At 59.8% G+C, this 15,142-nt stretch carries 9 protein-coding genes; 4 read left to right on the top strand and 5 right to left on the bottom strand.

The window, feature by feature from the left end; genetic code table 11:
* Positions 1-245: 245 nt before the first annotated feature.
* The 4 genes from lon to LAB08_RS20200 all read left to right on the top strand — a co-directional run bounded on the left by lon (position 246) and on the right by LAB08_RS20200 (position 6,177).
* Positions 246-2,642 carry an endopeptidase La gene (gene lon, locus LAB08_RS20215; RefSeq protein ID WP_096510034.1) on the top strand — a complete coding sequence of 799 codons (2,397 nt, stop codon included), beginning with the start codon at positions 246-248 and terminating at the stop codon, positions 2,640-2,642.
* Positions 2,643-2,790: 148 nt separating this feature from the next.
* Positions 2,791-3,063, top strand: a complete 273-nt coding sequence (locus tag LAB08_RS20210; RefSeq protein ID WP_002552737.1) for an HU family DNA-binding protein — start codon at positions 2,791-2,793, stop codon at positions 3,061-3,063.
* Between the two features lie 233 nt (positions 3,064-3,296).
* Complete coding sequence (locus tag LAB08_RS20205; protein ID WP_096510035.1) at positions 3,297-5,168, top strand: SurA N-terminal domain-containing protein; 1,872 nt, start codon at positions 3,297-3,299, stop codon at positions 5,166-5,168.
* 202 nt (positions 5,169-5,370) lie between these two features.
* Complete coding sequence (locus LAB08_RS20200) at positions 5,371-6,177, top strand: DUF2242 domain-containing protein (RefSeq protein WP_096510036.1); 807 nt, start codon at positions 5,371-5,373, stop codon at positions 6,175-6,177.
* Between the two features lie 383 nt (positions 6,178-6,560).
* Here LAB08_RS20200 and LAB08_RS20195 read toward each other — a convergent pair whose 3' ends face one another.
* The 5 genes from LAB08_RS20195 to LAB08_RS20175 form a co-directional block, all read right to left on the bottom strand.
* Complete coding sequence (locus LAB08_RS20195) at positions 6,561-7,601, bottom strand: AraC family transcriptional regulator (RefSeq protein WP_096510037.1); 1,041 nt, start codon at positions 7,599-7,601, stop codon at positions 6,561-6,563.
* A 3-nt stretch (positions 7,602-7,604) separates the two neighbouring features.
* Positions 7,605-8,735: a nitrilase-related carbon-nitrogen hydrolase gene (locus LAB08_RS20190; protein ID WP_096515279.1), complete on the bottom strand. Its 1,131-nt coding sequence runs from the start codon at positions 8,733-8,735 to the stop codon at positions 7,605-7,607.
* A gap of 174 nt (positions 8,736-8,909) precedes the next feature.
* Positions 8,910-11,993 (bottom strand): Ig-like domain-containing protein, encoded by a 3,084-nt coding sequence (locus LAB08_RS20185; RefSeq protein WP_254007482.1) that lies wholly within the window; start codon positions 11,991-11,993, stop codon positions 8,910-8,912.
* A gap of 474 nt (positions 11,994-12,467) precedes the next feature.
* Positions 12,468-13,796 (bottom strand): TolC family outer membrane protein, encoded by a 1,329-nt coding sequence (locus tag LAB08_RS20180; protein ID WP_096510038.1) that lies wholly within the window; start codon positions 13,794-13,796, stop codon positions 12,468-12,470.
* A gap of 1 nt (position 13,797) precedes the next feature.
* Positions 13,798-15,138 carry an HlyD family type I secretion periplasmic adaptor subunit gene (locus LAB08_RS20175; RefSeq protein ID WP_096510039.1) on the bottom strand — a complete coding sequence of 447 codons (1,341 nt, stop codon included), beginning with the start codon at positions 15,136-15,138 and terminating at the stop codon, positions 13,798-13,800.
* Between the last annotated feature and the right edge of the window lie 4 nt (positions 15,139-15,142).

Below are 15,142 nucleotides of genomic sequence, written 5' to 3'. Positions count from 1 at the left end.
GGAGCTGGCTTGTGCCGAGGCTGGCTTGTGTAGGCGCTGGCTTCTGTAGGAGCTGGCTTGCCAGCGAAGACGGCATGAAAGCCGAACTGATTTTTCCGATGTATCAGGCCCCCAGGCGCTGCCGCAAGCACTGATCTTTCAAGTGATTCTTTTATCCGCTTGTTTTTTTCCAGACGAGCCCCCATCTTGGTTTCAAGCTTACTTTCATCTGTTTCCGGCCTTAAGGCCGCCGTAGAGGCGAAATCATGAAGACAACCATCGAATTGCCTCTCCTGCCATTGCGTGATGTCGTGGTTTATCCGCACATGGTTATCCCGCTGTTCGTGGGGCGCGAGAAATCCATCGAAGCCCTCGAGGCAGCGATGACGGGCGACAAGCAGATCCTTCTGCTGGCTCAGAGAAACCCTGCCGACGACGATCCCGGTGAAGACGCACTTTATCGCGTAGGTACGATAGCTACCGTTCTACAGCTGCTGAAGCTGCCTGACGGCACCGTCAAGGTTCTGGTCGAGGGCGAGCAGCGGGGCGCTGTCGAGCGTTTCAGCGAAGTGGACGGCCATTGCCGTGCCGAAGTCTCGTTGATCGACGAATCCGACGCGCCAGAGCGCGAGTCGGAAGTGTTTGTTCGCAGCCTGCTGTCGCAGTTCGAACAATATGTGCAGCTGGGCAAGAAAGTCCCCGCTGAAGTCCTGTCGTCGCTCAACAGCATCGACGAGCCTGGGCGCCTGGTCGACACCATGGCCGCGCACATGGCCCTGAAAATCGAGCAGAAGCAGGAAATCCTCGAAATCATCGATCTATCGGCACGGGTCGAACATGTCCTGGCATTGCTGGACGCCGAGATCGATCTGCTGCAAGTCGAAAAACGCATTCGCGGTCGCGTCAAAAAACAAATGGAGCGCAGTCAGCGCGAGTACTACCTGAACGAGCAGATGAAGGCCATTCAGAAAGAGCTCGGCGACAGCGACGAAGGTCACAACGAAGTCGAGGAGCTGAAAAAGCGTATCGATGCCGCTGGCCTGCCAAAAGACGCGCTTGCCAAGGCTCAGGCCGAACTGAACAAGCTCAAACAGATGTCGCCAATGTCCGCGGAAGCGACGGTGGTGCGCTCGTACATCGACTGGCTGGTTCAGGTGCCGTGGAAGGCCCAGAGCAAGGTCCGTCTGGACCTGGCGCGCGCAGAAGACATACTCGATGCCGACCATTATGGTCTGGAAGAAGTCAAAGAGCGGATTCTCGAATACCTCGCCGTGCAAAAGCGCGTGAAGAAAATTCGTGGTCCGGTGTTGTGCCTCGTCGGTCCTCCGGGGGTGGGTAAAACCTCTCTGGCGGAGTCGATCGCGCACGCCACCAACCGCAAGTTCGTGCGCATGGCCCTCGGTGGTGTGCGTGATGAGGCGGAAATTCGTGGTCATCGCCGTACTTACATCGGTTCGATGCCAGGAAGATTGATTCAAAAGATGACAAAGGTGGGCGTCCGCAACCCGCTGTTCCTGCTCGATGAAATCGACAAAATGGGCAGCGACATGCGTGGCGATCCGGCGTCGGCGTTGCTGGAAGTGCTCGATCCCGAGCAGAACCACAACTTCAACGACCACTATCTGGAAGTCGACTACGACCTGTCCGATGTGATGTTCCTGTGCACCTCGAACTCCATGAACATTCCGCCGGCGTTGCTGGACCGGATGGAAGTGATTCGTCTGCCGGGCTACACCGAGGACGAGAAGATCAACATCGCCGTCAAATACCTTTCGCCCAAGCAGATTCAGGCCAACGGCTTGAAAAAAGGCGAACTGGAATTCGATGAGGAAGCGATCCGCGACATCATCCGTTACTACACCCGCGAAGCCGGTGTGCGTGGCCTGGAGCGCCAGATTGCCAAGGTTTGCCGCAAGGCGGTCAAAGAGCATGCCCTGGAAAAACGCTTCTCGGTGAAGGTCACCGCAGACGATCTGGAGCACTTCCTGGGTGTGCGTAAATTCCGTTATGGCCTGGCAGAACAGCAGGATCAGATCGGGCAGGTTACCGGGTTGGCGTGGACCCAGGTGGGCGGCGAATTGCTGACCATCGAAGCCGCTGTCGTACCGGGCAAAGGTCAGTTGATCAAGACCGGTTCCCTGGGCGACGTGATGGTCGAGTCGATCACCGCAGCCTTGACCGTGGTGCGCAGCCGCGCGAAGAGCCTGGGGATTCCCCTGGACTTCCACGAGAAGCGCGACACCCATATCCACATGCCGGAAGGGGCGACGCCGAAAGACGGTCCTAGCGCCGGTGTGGGCATGTGCACGGCGCTGGTATCGGCATTGACCGGCATTCCGGTGCGTGCGGATGTAGCCATGACCGGTGAAATCACATTGCGTGGCCAGGTACTGGCGATCGGCGGTTTGAAAGAAAAACTGCTCGCCGCTCACCGTGGTGGAATCAAGACTGTGATCATTCCTGAAGAGAATGTTCGCGATCTGAAGGAAATTCCTGACAATATCAAGCAAGATCTCCAGATTAAACCGGTTAAATGGATTGACGAGGTCCTGCAAATTGCGCTGCAATACGCGCCGGAGCCCTTGCCGGATGTGGCTCCGGAGATTGTCGCGAAGGATGAAAAGCGCGAGTCCGATTCTAAGGAAAGAATTAGCACGCATTAGTACGTATTTGCCTGGGGGGCTTCCTTGACAGTTTTTTAGAGCCCTTGTTATAAAGCGGCTCTTAAGTGTCTGTAGGCCATTCAGCACTCGTTTTTGCTTTCACCAAAAAACTTAGAATCATACTCAAATAGATATAAGGGGACTTAGAGTGAACAAGTCGGAACTGATTGATGCTATCGCTGCATCCGCTGATATCCCGAAAGCTGCTGCTGGCCGTGCGCTGGACGCTGTAATCGAATCCGTCACTGGCGCTCTCAAGGCTGGCGACTCCGTTGTTCTGGTTGGTTTCGGTACCTTCTCCGTAACTGATCGTCCAGCTCGCATTGGTCGTAACCCACAGACTGGTAAGACACTGGAAATCGCGGCAGCCAAAAAACCAGGTTTCAAAGCCGGTAAAGCACTGAAAGAAGCTGTCAACTAAGTTCGATTCAGGTTTTTACCTATCCGGGTCGGGGTCATGCCTGACCTGGCAGCGGAGCGGTAGTCCAGTCGGCAGGTCGCCGGTCCGAGACGCCGAGGCTCGCAAGTTCGAGTCATCGGTCCGCTCCGCCAGTTACGAGAAGGCGCATCCTCGGATGCGCCTTTCTTCTATCCGGATTCTACCCACGCTCCACGGTTGCCTAATTTTGAAGTTCAACCGTTTATGGGGGACGCATGCTGCAGAATATCAGGGACAATTCACAAGGCTGGATTGCCAAGACCATCATCGGGGTCATCGTTGCACTGATGGCTTTGACCGGTTTCGACGCCATTTTCAAGGCTACGACGCACAAGAATGAGGCGGCGAAGGTCAATGGCGAAGAAATCAGCCAGAATGAGCTGAGCCAGGCGGTCGATATGCAACGCCGTCAACTCATGCAACAGCTGGGCAAGGATTTCGATGCTTCCTTGCTCGACGAAAAAATGCTGCGCGAATCGGCTCTCAAAGGCCTGATCGACCGCAAACTGCTGCTGCAAGGCGCAGAAAGTTCGAAATTCGCTTTCTCCGAAGCGGCCCTGGACCAGGTCATCCTGCAAACACCTGAATTCCAGGTGGATGGCAAATTCAGTCCTGAGCGTTTCGATCAGGTCATTCGCCAACTCGGCTACAGCCGTATGCAATTCCGCCAGATGCTGGCCCAGGAAATGCTGATTGGCCAGTTGCGCGCCGGTGTGGCGGGTAGCGGCTTCGTCACCGATGCACAGGTTCTGGCCTTCGCCCGTCTGGAAAAACAGACCCGCGATTTCGCTTCCCTGAGCATCAAGGTTGACCCGGCGGCCGTTAAGCTGACCGACGACGAAGTCAAAGCCTATTACGACGAACACGCCAAGGAATTCATGACACCGGATCAGGTGGTCATTGATTACCTGGAGTTGAAGAAGGCTTCCTTCTTTGATCAGGTCAGCGTCAAGGACGAAGACCTGCAGGCGGCGTATCAGAAAGAAATCGCGAACCTGTCCGAGCAACGCCGGGCTGCGCACATTCTGATTGAAGTGAACGACAAGACCACTGAAGCCCAGGCCAAGGCCAAAATCGAAGAGATCCAGGCACGTCTGGCCAAAGGCGATAAGTTCGAAGCCCTGGCCAAGGAGTTCTCGCAGGATCCGGGTTCGGCCAACAATGGCGGCGATCTCGGCTACGCAGGCCCTGGCGTCTATGATCCAGCGTTCGAGAAAACCCTGTACTCGCTGGCCAAGGATCAGGTTTCCGGGCCGGTTCGCACCGACTTCGGTTTCCACCTGATCAAGCTGTTGGGCGTGGAAGCGCCTGAAGTGCCAACGCTCGCCAGCCTGAAAGACAAGTTGACCCGCGAATTGAAGGCCCAGCAGGTCGAGCAGCGTTTCGTCGAGGCAACCAAGCAACTGGAAGACTCCACGTTCGAAGCCTCCGATCTGGCCCAGCCGGCACAGGACCTCAAGCTCACCGTTCATACGTCCAAGCCGTTTGGCCGTGAAGGCGGGGAGGGCGTTGCGGCCAACCGTGCCGTGGTCACCGCGGCGTTCAGCCAGGAAGTGCTGGAAGAGGGTGCCAACAGCACGGCCATCGAGCTCGATCCGGAAACCGTGATCGTCTTGCGCGCCAAGGAACACCTCAAGCCTTCGCAGCTGCCGCTGGAAAGCGTGGCCGGTCCGATTCGCGCCCAATTGGCCAAGGAGCACGCCAGTGCTGCTGCCAAGACCAAGGCCGATGAGCTGATTACCAGCCTGCGCGATGGCAAGACTCCGCTGGACAAGGCGATCGACGGGCAGAGCTGGAAAGTGACCGAAGCCGCGACCCGCGCTCAGGAAGGGGTTGACCCAGCCGTGCTGCAGGCGCTGTTCCGCATGCCCAAGCCTGCCGCCAAGGACAAGCCGACCTTCACCAGCGTGACCCTGCCTGATGGCAACCTGATGATCGTACGCCTGAACGGTGTCAACGAGGCCGCAGCACCGACCGAAGAAGAGAAGGCTCAATACCGTCGCTTCCTCGCTTCCCGTGTTGGCCAGCAAGACTTTGCGGCTTACCGCAAGCAGCTGGAAAGCCAGGCCGAGATCAAGCGTTTCTGATGTCGGACTGAGCGATGCGCTACACAAGAACCCCGGCCGAAAGGCCGGGGTTTTTTATTACAGCCGCGCTGACGAGTGTATGGGACTTTTTGCCTAATATCGGAGTCAACACCCCTGTAACCGTTTTAAGACACAATCGATGCGACGCTAAGCATCGATCTGTTGCACAATACGCCCCGAATCGTTTTCTTCAGGATGTTCAATGTCTAAATCACTTCCCATGCGTGTTGCCGGGCTGGCGCTGGTGCTGGCCGCTGCGGCCGGGTGCTCGTCGAAGAAAGCCGCCATCTATGAGCATGAGAACTTCGACGACTCCGGAACCTTCTCCCGAAATTACCCGGTGACCGACGCGCAAAGCTGCGAAGCCGCTCGTCGGGCCCTGTTGAGCCAGGGCTACATCATCACCAGCAGCGATCCGAAACTGGTCAGCGGGCACAAGAGCTTCCAGCAGACCGGCGAGACCCACATGGAAATCAGTTTCAGTGTGGTCTGTGCCGAAGACGGCAGCGCCGGGCATCACGCCACGGTGTTCGCCAACGCCCTGCAGGACCAGTATGCGCTGAAGAAGACCAATAACTCCGCCAGCCTCGGTGTAGGCGTGCTGGGTTCGGTGTCGATGCCGATCGGTTCGTCGGACGACTCGATGGTCAAGATCGCGAGTGAAACCGTATCGTCGCACAAGTTCTACGAGCGATTCTTCGCGCTGGTCGAACTGTTCCTGCCCAAGGAAGTGAAAGAAGCGGCGCACATCACCGACAAGCCGAAAACCGAGCTGGGCATGCCGGAACCCGCGCCAGCTGCCTTGGCTCCGCAATCGACATCGGCACCGGTCGAAGCCGCTCCGGTCGCGTCCGAGCCGGTAGCGCCGCCGCCTGAAGCCGCTCCGATTGCCGCGACCCCGAACGCCGAGCCGAAGCCCTCCACGGAAACGATCACGCCACCGGCCAACCCGAGCGACATTCCGCCACCTTCAGAGCCGATTCAGGCCATGCCGATCACTGGACAGTGATCGACGTGACGGGGCCGGGCAAAAAAAGCCGGTCCCGTGGCGGTGGCAAGATTGATCCACGTCAAACAGACCGCTGTCCTGCGGCCTGCCTCGAAAAAAACCTGTGATAAATTCCTGAGCGCCTGCTACGTTTTATTCAGTAGCGACGTAGTGTCGTGCCAGCGTCATTTTTCTTTCATTCGGGCACTTTATGCTCAAGGCGCAGGTCATTTATTCAGGCATTTTTTTTAATGAGCCCGTGGGGGATTCAAAATGGACGATTATCAAGAAGAACTGCTCGAGTATCAGGCATTTGAACTGGACCCGCCGGAGCCGGCGGAGGACGCTACCGAGCTGTAATTATTGCTTTCGGGCTTCAAACTTGTAGCGGTTGACCTGCAGCTTCAAGCTGTTTGTCGATGACTTCGGCGAAACTCGCCGGGTGTCTGGCCGGTCCAGCGTTTGAAGGCGCGCTGAAAGGCTTCGGCTGAGGCAAAGCCCAGCAGATAGGCAATTTCTCCGAACGCCAGCTCGGTATCGCGGATGTAGGTCATGGCCAGGTCGCGACGCGTGTCGTTAAGAATCGCGCGAAACTGCGTACCTTCTTCGGCCAGTTTGCGGCGCAAGGTCCAGACGGGCAGCTTCAGGCGTGCCGCCACTTCTTCCAGGTCGGGTTCCCGGCCACCATTGAGCAACGGCCCCAGTAATTGAGTGATGCGTTCACGCAGGCTGCGGGTGCGTGTCAGTTGCTCCAGTTCCCGTTCACACAACTTCAGCAAGTGGCGCCAGGTACTCGGGCAGTGCTCCGGATTACGCTGAGCGAGGCTGGCCAGGCTCAGGCGCAGCTGGTTGTGTTCAGCGCCAAACTGAATCGGGCAGTCGCCCAGCACGTCATAGGCTGCGTGGTAGTCAGGTGCTTCGAACTCGATTTCGATGCGCTCGGCGCGCAGCGGGGCCGGGCTCACGCTGGATAATTGCTGCAACCAGCCTGCGATGATCGAGTCCACCACGAAGCGGTTGTAACTGTTGTAAGGGCTGATGGAGTAGAAGCGCAGCCATGCCCCCTGAGGGTCTTCGTGAAAACTCGATTGACCGCGATAGTTGGAGCCGTACAAGGCTTCGAAGCGAATCAGGCAGCGCGCCGCCTCGCGCACCGTCGGCGCCTGGGCGGCGGTGACACCGGCGAGCCCGGCCTGGCTCAGGCGGCTGAACTGGCCCATGCGCAAGCCGAGTGCGGGGTTGTCGGTCAACTGAATGGCGCTGTGGCCCAGGCGCATGTAGCGTGGAATCGAGAGTCGGGCACCGGCCTCGCCGAGACGGGCCGCATCGAGGCCGTATTGTTCCAGCAGGGGCTGCGGGTCCACACCATGGCTGCGCACCGCGTCGGCCAGGCTGTGAACGAAGCCTACCGAAAGATCACCGAGTCGCATCGGTTGCGGTTTCATGGCTTACAACCAAAGGTTGAGCAGGCGCGCACCGCGGGCGTCGCCGTCGGAAAAATGCTGACCGTTGCTACTGAGAAAGCTTTGGCCGGCGCTGGCTTGATCCCAGAACTGGCCACGCAAAAACACGCTCATGCCGCCTATTGCCTGGCTGGAGGGCGGTTGAGCGGTCAAGGTCAGGCGGTGCCAGGCCTGGCCCTCGCTGAGGTCCCCGACTTTGAGGCTGACGGAACCCGGCGTCGAAGAGCCCTTGTAGCCGCGCCACGGTTGATCCCAGGTGCCTCGGCCGGCAACGAACGCCGGGACCGCGACGATCCGTACCTGCTGATCGTCGAGCTTGCGATAGTTGTCCGGGTACCAACTGTCGATGCCGATCAGCACACCCAGGCGTCCGGCCGGGGTATCAACAACGTTGAGCGTGTGCTCGCCATTGGCCTTGATCGCATCCTGATGTTCAAACACCGGGTGCATCTGCCGCTGGGGTTGGCCGATCGGCACGCCGTCGCGGCCAAACACCACGCTACTGTTGTACAGCGCGCCGCGACCGATTTTCAGGGTGCCGTCGATGACAACGGGCTCGGGCAATACGATGGAACCTGCCACCAGGGTCACACGGAATTCTTTCGCCAAACCGCCGAACAAGGCCTGGTAGTCCTTGGCCATGCCTTTGGCTTTCATCCGCAGGTGGGCGTCATCCAGGCGACTGCCGCCCTCGGCGCTCATCAGCGCACGGACAAACTTCAAGGGATTGCTCACGGCGAGCCAATTCATGGCTTCCTTGAGGGAGGTGGCCTGGTACAACTCATCCTTTTCACCGCTGACCATCAGCCAGGTGCCGACATGTTCGGGCAGCACGACGATGGTTTTCTCGTTCAGCAAGCCTTGTTCCTGGGCCTTTTGCAAATAAGCCGCGAGTTTGCGGTGCAGGCGCTCGGGGCTTTGGTAATCGGTGGGGAACAGCTCGGGCTGGATGCCCAGCAGGTTGCCACGGTCGGCGGGCGTGCCTTCATCGACGGCGAGATCGATCCGCAGGTCCGAGAGGTAATGGCCCGCCGGGCGATCCGCGGCCCACATGGCGTAGGTCGTCAGGGCGGCGATCAGCGCCATTGAAAAGGTCAGGTACAAAAATTTACGCATGGGAAAACAGTAAACGGCCGTGTGCAGGGCAGGATTTTGCATTCAGATGCCGAGAGAGGCTACGGCAAAACAAACCGTTAGCGACAGATTTTTCACGGTTTTCAGTTTTTGTTGCAGGATGGCCACCGTCGAGCCCGGTGTCGGGCCCGACGGTGGGGGGCGTTGCGGTCACCGTCAGCGTGCTGCCGCGACCGTCACGGACACGGTTGCCGGTGACGACATCGCGCCTTTGGCGTCGCTGGCTTGATAGGTAAAGTTCGCGGTGAATCGTGGGTGGGCAGTGGCCGGCGGCGTGTAGATCACACGCACACCGTCGGTGCTGACCGTGCCCTGGCCGGAGGCCGGTTGCGTCAGCCCCACCACGGAAAGTGGCACATTGCCGTCCGGGTCGTTGTCGTTGGCCAGGACATTGATGGTCAGCGGTTTGCCGTTGCTGCTGGAGGCGCTGTCGGATTTGGCGACCGGTTTTTTGTTCTCGCCTGCGCCACTGCGGAAGGTCGGCAGCGCCGCGGAGTTCACGTAGGTGACGCCGTCCCAGCCGGGCAGGGGGGTTGGCATCAACTGGAACTGACCCGGATGCTCGATATCCCAACGCAACAGCATGGAATTGTCTTCGTGCTGGGTGTTGTGACAATGCTCCATGTAGGTTCCAGCAAACTCGCGGAAGTGAATCGCCATTTCCACATCCACCGAACTGTCGATGCCTTCGCCGATGCGGTACACATCCTTGCGCGCCCATTTCTCCCATTCCGGCGGTGCCTTGCCGTCGCGGCTGAGGACGATGCCTTCCTCGAAGTGCACGTGCACCGGGTGGTTCCAGCCGGTGCCACCGTTCTTGATTTTCCACACTTCCAGGGTGCCGTCGCCGCTGTAGCCGCCATCGGTCGGGCCGTTGGCCAGTTGCGGTGCGGCACTGAGGCGACGAGGGTCCATGGTGTAGCCAAATCCCCCATCGGTCTTGATGGTCCATGGCGCTTCGTCGGTGCCATCGGAACGACCGAAGATGAACTCGCGATGCCGCGCCAGTTTCAGTTTGGCCTGCACGGTCGGGTCGTCACGGTTGAGGGTCAACGGGATCATGATCTTGCCGGCCGCCTTGCCCGGTTTTGCAGGCTCATAGTCAACCGGGTTCATGCTCACATCCGTGCCGCTGTAAGGCTGCACTACCAGTTGCAGGAACTTGCCGACCACGGGGTCGCCCTGGTCCCATTCCAGCCCTTTGCTGCCCAGCTTGAGCACCGCCTTGTACTTCCCGGACATCACGTCGGCCAGGCTCAGGGGCGTCTTTTCCGGCCCCCTGCCGCCCTGGTGCGCCATCAAGTTGACGAAGTACAGCTTGTCGCCAACGCTGATCCCGTTTTTCGCGAAGTTGACGATGATGTCGTAGCGTTCGGCGATGCCTTGGGTCGGCAGGATGGCGTTATGGTTTTGCAGGTCGCCGTCACCGTCCAGGTCCATGCTGCCGTCGAACGGCACCGCGTGTTCCATGAGGTTGCCGTCGTTGCCGACCAGGTGGAACGGCACGCGGGCATAAGAGACGCCGGAACCTGCCGGCCCGGGGAATTCGCCACCGGTTCCGGCGATTTCACGCACGAGGGCAATCCTGAAGTAACGCGACACCGAACCGTTGAGAATGCGGAAACGATAGCTGCGCGCCCGTACTTTCAGTTTCGGCTGGTACTGCCAGTTGACCAGGATCTGATCGCCGAGGAAGCCGTCGGTGTTGAACGGGTTGAACCACAGTTGACCGTTCTTATCCCAGGCCTTGTCGGCCACCATCAAGTTGACGTCATAGTCGCGGTTGCCCCAGGGCAGCGCCGAGCCGCTGGGCAGGCGCAGGTTGACGCCGTCTTCGATTGCCTCGTTACCGCGATCCAGCGCGCTGTAGTAGTTCATCATCACCGCGTTGCCCTTGTAGACGTTCTGCGCGGTGAAATCGAGCATGTGATCGTGGAACCAGTGGGTGCTCATGGTTTCGCGCCAGTCGCCGCGAATCTTGATGGTGCCGTTCTGGCAGGTCTTCAGCCCTGGCGTGGCATCGTTGACGAACAAGGTTTCGCCCGGCGCGCACGGGAATGCTGCGCGAGGGTCTTCAGCCTTGGTGTTGATGGTGTCGTAGCCGGCCAGTTGCATCGGCCAGCGATAGTCGTAGTACTGCCCCGGAAAGAAAAACGCATTGGTATAGCCGTCGCTTTCGGCCGGGGAGTGGCCGTTGTGTTCGTGGGTGCTGAGGGTGTGCAGGCCGAACCCCATATTGGCCGAAGGGTCGATCGGCAAGGCGTTGTAGTGACGCATCAGCACCGGTTGGCCGTAACGCACCATCAGCAGTTTGACCGGAAAGGTGCCGTCGAAAGTCCAGAGCGCCTTGTGGTTCTGAATCGGCATGTTGGGGTGAAAGCGGGTGTCGATGCCTTTGGTGGTACCCGTTGTGGTCGGGATGTCCGAGGTCTGGTAGTAGAGACCGCCAGGGCCGAACTCACCGGCGGCGTAGTTGTGCAATTGCCGGCGGTCGCGCATGCCGCCGTTGAGTTTGGCGCCCGCTTGCACGGTTTTGAAGGCGACCTGCGGATAGAACTCGTTCCAGCGCTGGTGGGACCAGCCTTTTCCAGGCGGACGGCCTTCGGCCGGCGAACCTACCGGATGGCGATTGAGGAAGGCTTCGATCTGCGATTTCCACGGGTTGCGGTCCAGCACGTTGGAGTACTGCGCCGGAAACGGATAAAGCCCCGGCTGGCGCATGAAGGCTTCCAGTGCCGAACTCGACGGGCCGCTGCGAGCGATGTTGTCCGGGTCCTGCTGGGGCGCCGGGCCGGCAAGGGGCACGGGAAATGTCAGTGGCGGCGCGGGCAGGGTCGGGTCGAGTTTTTCCGTGCCGAATTCCTCGAACAGCAGCAGTTGCTGGGTGAACGGCTGGGCCCCGAACAATGGGCTGGGCTTGCCGTTGGTGGGGATCTTGAACGAGGTTTGCAGGCTGGGCGGCAGTACGTTGTCGGCGCGCGGGGTTTTGCGGTCGCCATACACGCCGTTGGGCAGGGCTATCGCACCCTGGTTGGCGGGCGGCATGGTCAGCAAGGCATCCAGCGCGACCTTGGGGTCGGCCGGGGGATTGGAGTAGGCCGAGGGGTCTGTCGGTGGTGGCTGGCTGACATCGTCGAGCGGCGCGGCATTGGCGGTGGTCAGGGTAATGAGCATCGCACAAGGCAGGCTTGACCTGCGCAGCAGGGCGATGGAATTGCTTGGTGGTGTCGCGCGTTTCATTTTTCACCCCTCGCGTGATGCCCCGCCGTCTCCATTGTCGGGACGACAGCTGTTGCGGGTACAAGGGGTAGAGCAACTAACGAGCCACAACAGCATGGCGTAGAAAAAGTTCCAAATAATTAGCGGGTTGTTTAACTAGTACTAATGGGGGATACGGGGGGTGGGTGATATTCCTCAAATCTGGTGATAAATGCCCGGCTGAGTGGGTGTGGTCGCCCATTTTTGGGGGAGTGGCAGCCCCGTTAAACCGACCGCTTTTGACAGGATATTTCTGCATTGGTGGGTGTTGCCAGACGGCCGGGAATTGGGGGGAAAGCATGCCGAGCGCGCCGCGAACCAGTTGCTTCGCTGGTCCGCGGTGAGGGTTGAAAATGTCACGGATGTGACAGGGCTTTGGTAACTATCAAAGACATTTACCCTGAGGGAGGAACGCCGGTCAGCCATCATTTGGCTCGACCGGCTGGCAGGTGATCGTTAGTTGGTGACCAGCAGCTCCGGTCCAAGGTAATCGTTGATCTGGTCGATATCGTCATCGCCCAGGCTGCCCACCGAAGAGGCCAGGCGCAGGCGTGACATCAGGTAGCGCAACTTGGCCTCGAACAGATCGTGGCGCGCAACGAAGAGCAACTCTTCGGCGTTGAGGACGTCCGAATTGGTACTGGTGCCTCCCTCCTTGAAGCCCTTGCGTGTCGAAATCAGTGAACGTTCGTTGGACGCTACTGCCTTCTCCAGTGCGCGAACGCGTTTGGCGCCGCTCTGTACACCGTGATACTCACGGGTGGTTCCGGAGATGACTTCCTGTCGTGTGGCGTCGAGTTCGTCCGTGGCCTTCTCGCTGTTGGCGCTGGCCTGGCGTGTCAGTGCGCTGACGCCGCCACCGCTGAACAGCGGGATGTTGACTTCCAGCCCGATCGAGCCGTAGCGGTTGCGTTGATTCAATTCGGAGATTGATTGGCTATCGCCCGCGGTGTAGCCGGCAACGAAATCCAGGGTTGGCCAGTGGCCGGCTTTGGCGCGATTGACTTCTTCTTCGGCGAGGTCGCGGCTATATCGGCGCGCATGGATCAGCGGGCTATCGGTCTGGGCCTTGACCAACCAGTCCTGCAGGTTGCTCGGCAGCAGCGGAGGTGTATCGAAGTTCGGCTGCAAGGTGGTCAGGGATTCGGGTGTTTCACCGATGTATTCCTCCAGCTTGCGGCGCGCGTTGATCAGGTTGTCCTGGGCTTCGATCAGTTCGGCCTCGGCGAGGTCGCGGCGAGCGGCCGACTCATCGATGTCGGTGACCGTGCCGGCACCCAGTTCCATGCGCCGTTTTGCCGAGGCGAGTTGTTCTTCGAAGGCGTTGAGCTTGGACTTGGCCAGGACGATGGTTTCGCTGGCCAGGAGCACGTCGAAATAGCTTTCGGCCAGGCGCACCGCGGCGTCCTGACTCTTGGCATCGAACACCGCGACGCTGTAGTCGGCTCGCTGCTGGCCCTGGCGGTATTCGGCCATTTTCTGTTTGTTGAACAGCGGCTGGCGCAGGCGCACGTTGGCGCCCTTGGAGTCATAGTCCAGATCCCTGTCGATGCCGTTCTGGTGTTGGGTGCCATTGACCTTGTTGTCGTAGGCCGAGGCACTGATCTGCGGCAGCAGGCCGGCCTTGCCGATGGCGCGGTTTTCCCCGCCGGCCTCTTTTTCATGCACGGCGGCGCGGTAGATGGGGCCTTGGTACTGCAACAGGTCCCAGGCTTGTTTGAGGTCCATGGCGCCGGCCGGCAGGCTCAGCCCCAGCAGGCAGAAGAACAGGCAATGACGGTCCATTTCATTGTTCCTTGAAGGCGCTGTCCACGCGGTCGAGCATTGGTTTGAGCAGGTAGCTCATCATGTTGCGCTCGCCGGTCTTGATGGTGACGCTGGCGGGCATGCCCGGGCGAATGTGATTGCTGCCCAGCAGGTTCATGCCATCGGGCGTGACTTCAACCTGAGCCAGGTAGAACGGTTGCTTGCTTTCCTCGTCGAGCAGGCGGTCGGCGGAGATGGTCTTCACGCGGCCGGGGATATTGGGTGTCTGGGCATGGTTGAAGGCCGGAAAGGCAATGTCCACATCCAGTCCGGGAACCATCTTGTCGATGGCCTGCACGGGAATCATCGCGTCCACCTGCAGCGGTTCGTTGACCGGAACGATTTCCATGATCTTGAAGCCCGGCTGAATGATCCCGCCGACGGTGGCAATGCTCAGTGACTGGACCATGCCATCGATGGGCGATCGAATCACCGTGTGGGTCACTTCATAGTCCAGCGCGCGCAAGCGGTCGGCCAGGGTGGTGTTTTCCTTGGCGGTGTCGGTCAGCTGCGATTCGACTTCCTTCAGGTAATCGTGCTGGCGTTGCAGGATGCGCAACTTGATTTCAGTGGTCTGGCTGCGCACGCGAGCGATGTTGTTGAGGTTCTCGGCCTGGCCGGCGGAGAGGTCGGCGTTGCTGCGTTCCAGCTCCAGCAGGCGGTTGCGCGGCACATAGCCTTCAGCCGCCAGTACGCGGGTGCCTTGCAGTTCCTGGTTGAGGAAGTTGATCTGCGAGGCGCGGGCGCCATAGACCTGTTGCAGCCCCTTGAGCTGCACCTGCGACGCCGCCAGGTTTTCCTGCAGGATGCTGATTTCGCCCGCGAGGCCGGCGCGCCGGGTATCCAGCAGGCGCTGTTGCAGGTCCATGGCGGCCAGCAGGCGGTGGTCATCGCCGAAGCGCTTGACCAGCTCGGGATCGAAGTTCACCACATCGCGGTCGTCACGTTCCGCTTCCAGGCGGTTTTCCACCGTCTTGCTGACGATGTACTGGGCGCCGACCGCACCCTGTTCGGCAGCGGCGCGCAACGAGTCGAGGCGGACCACCTCCTGGCCTTTCTTCACCACATCGCCTTCGCGAACGAGTATGGCCTCCACGGTGCCGCCGCTCAGATGCTGCACGGCTTTGCGATTGCTGGTGACTTTCACCGTGCCGGTCGCGACCACGCCGGCATCCAGCGGCGCCAGCCAGGACCACAGGAGGAAACCGCCGAAGCCGGCGAGCACCAGCCACACGCCCCATCGCGCGGGTTTGCCGACGTCCAGGTCTACCACGCTCCTGGGATCGTTCTGAATCATCTCGGTGTGTTGGCTCATTTGCATGATC

It is taken from the genome of Pseudomonas izuensis, from assembly GCF_002356535.2.
In the GTDB taxonomy this organism is placed as follows: Bacteria; Pseudomonadota; Gammaproteobacteria; order Pseudomonadales; family Pseudomonadaceae; genus Aquipseudomonas; species Aquipseudomonas izuensis.
This window is presented reverse-complemented; position numbering and strand designations above follow the sequence as displayed.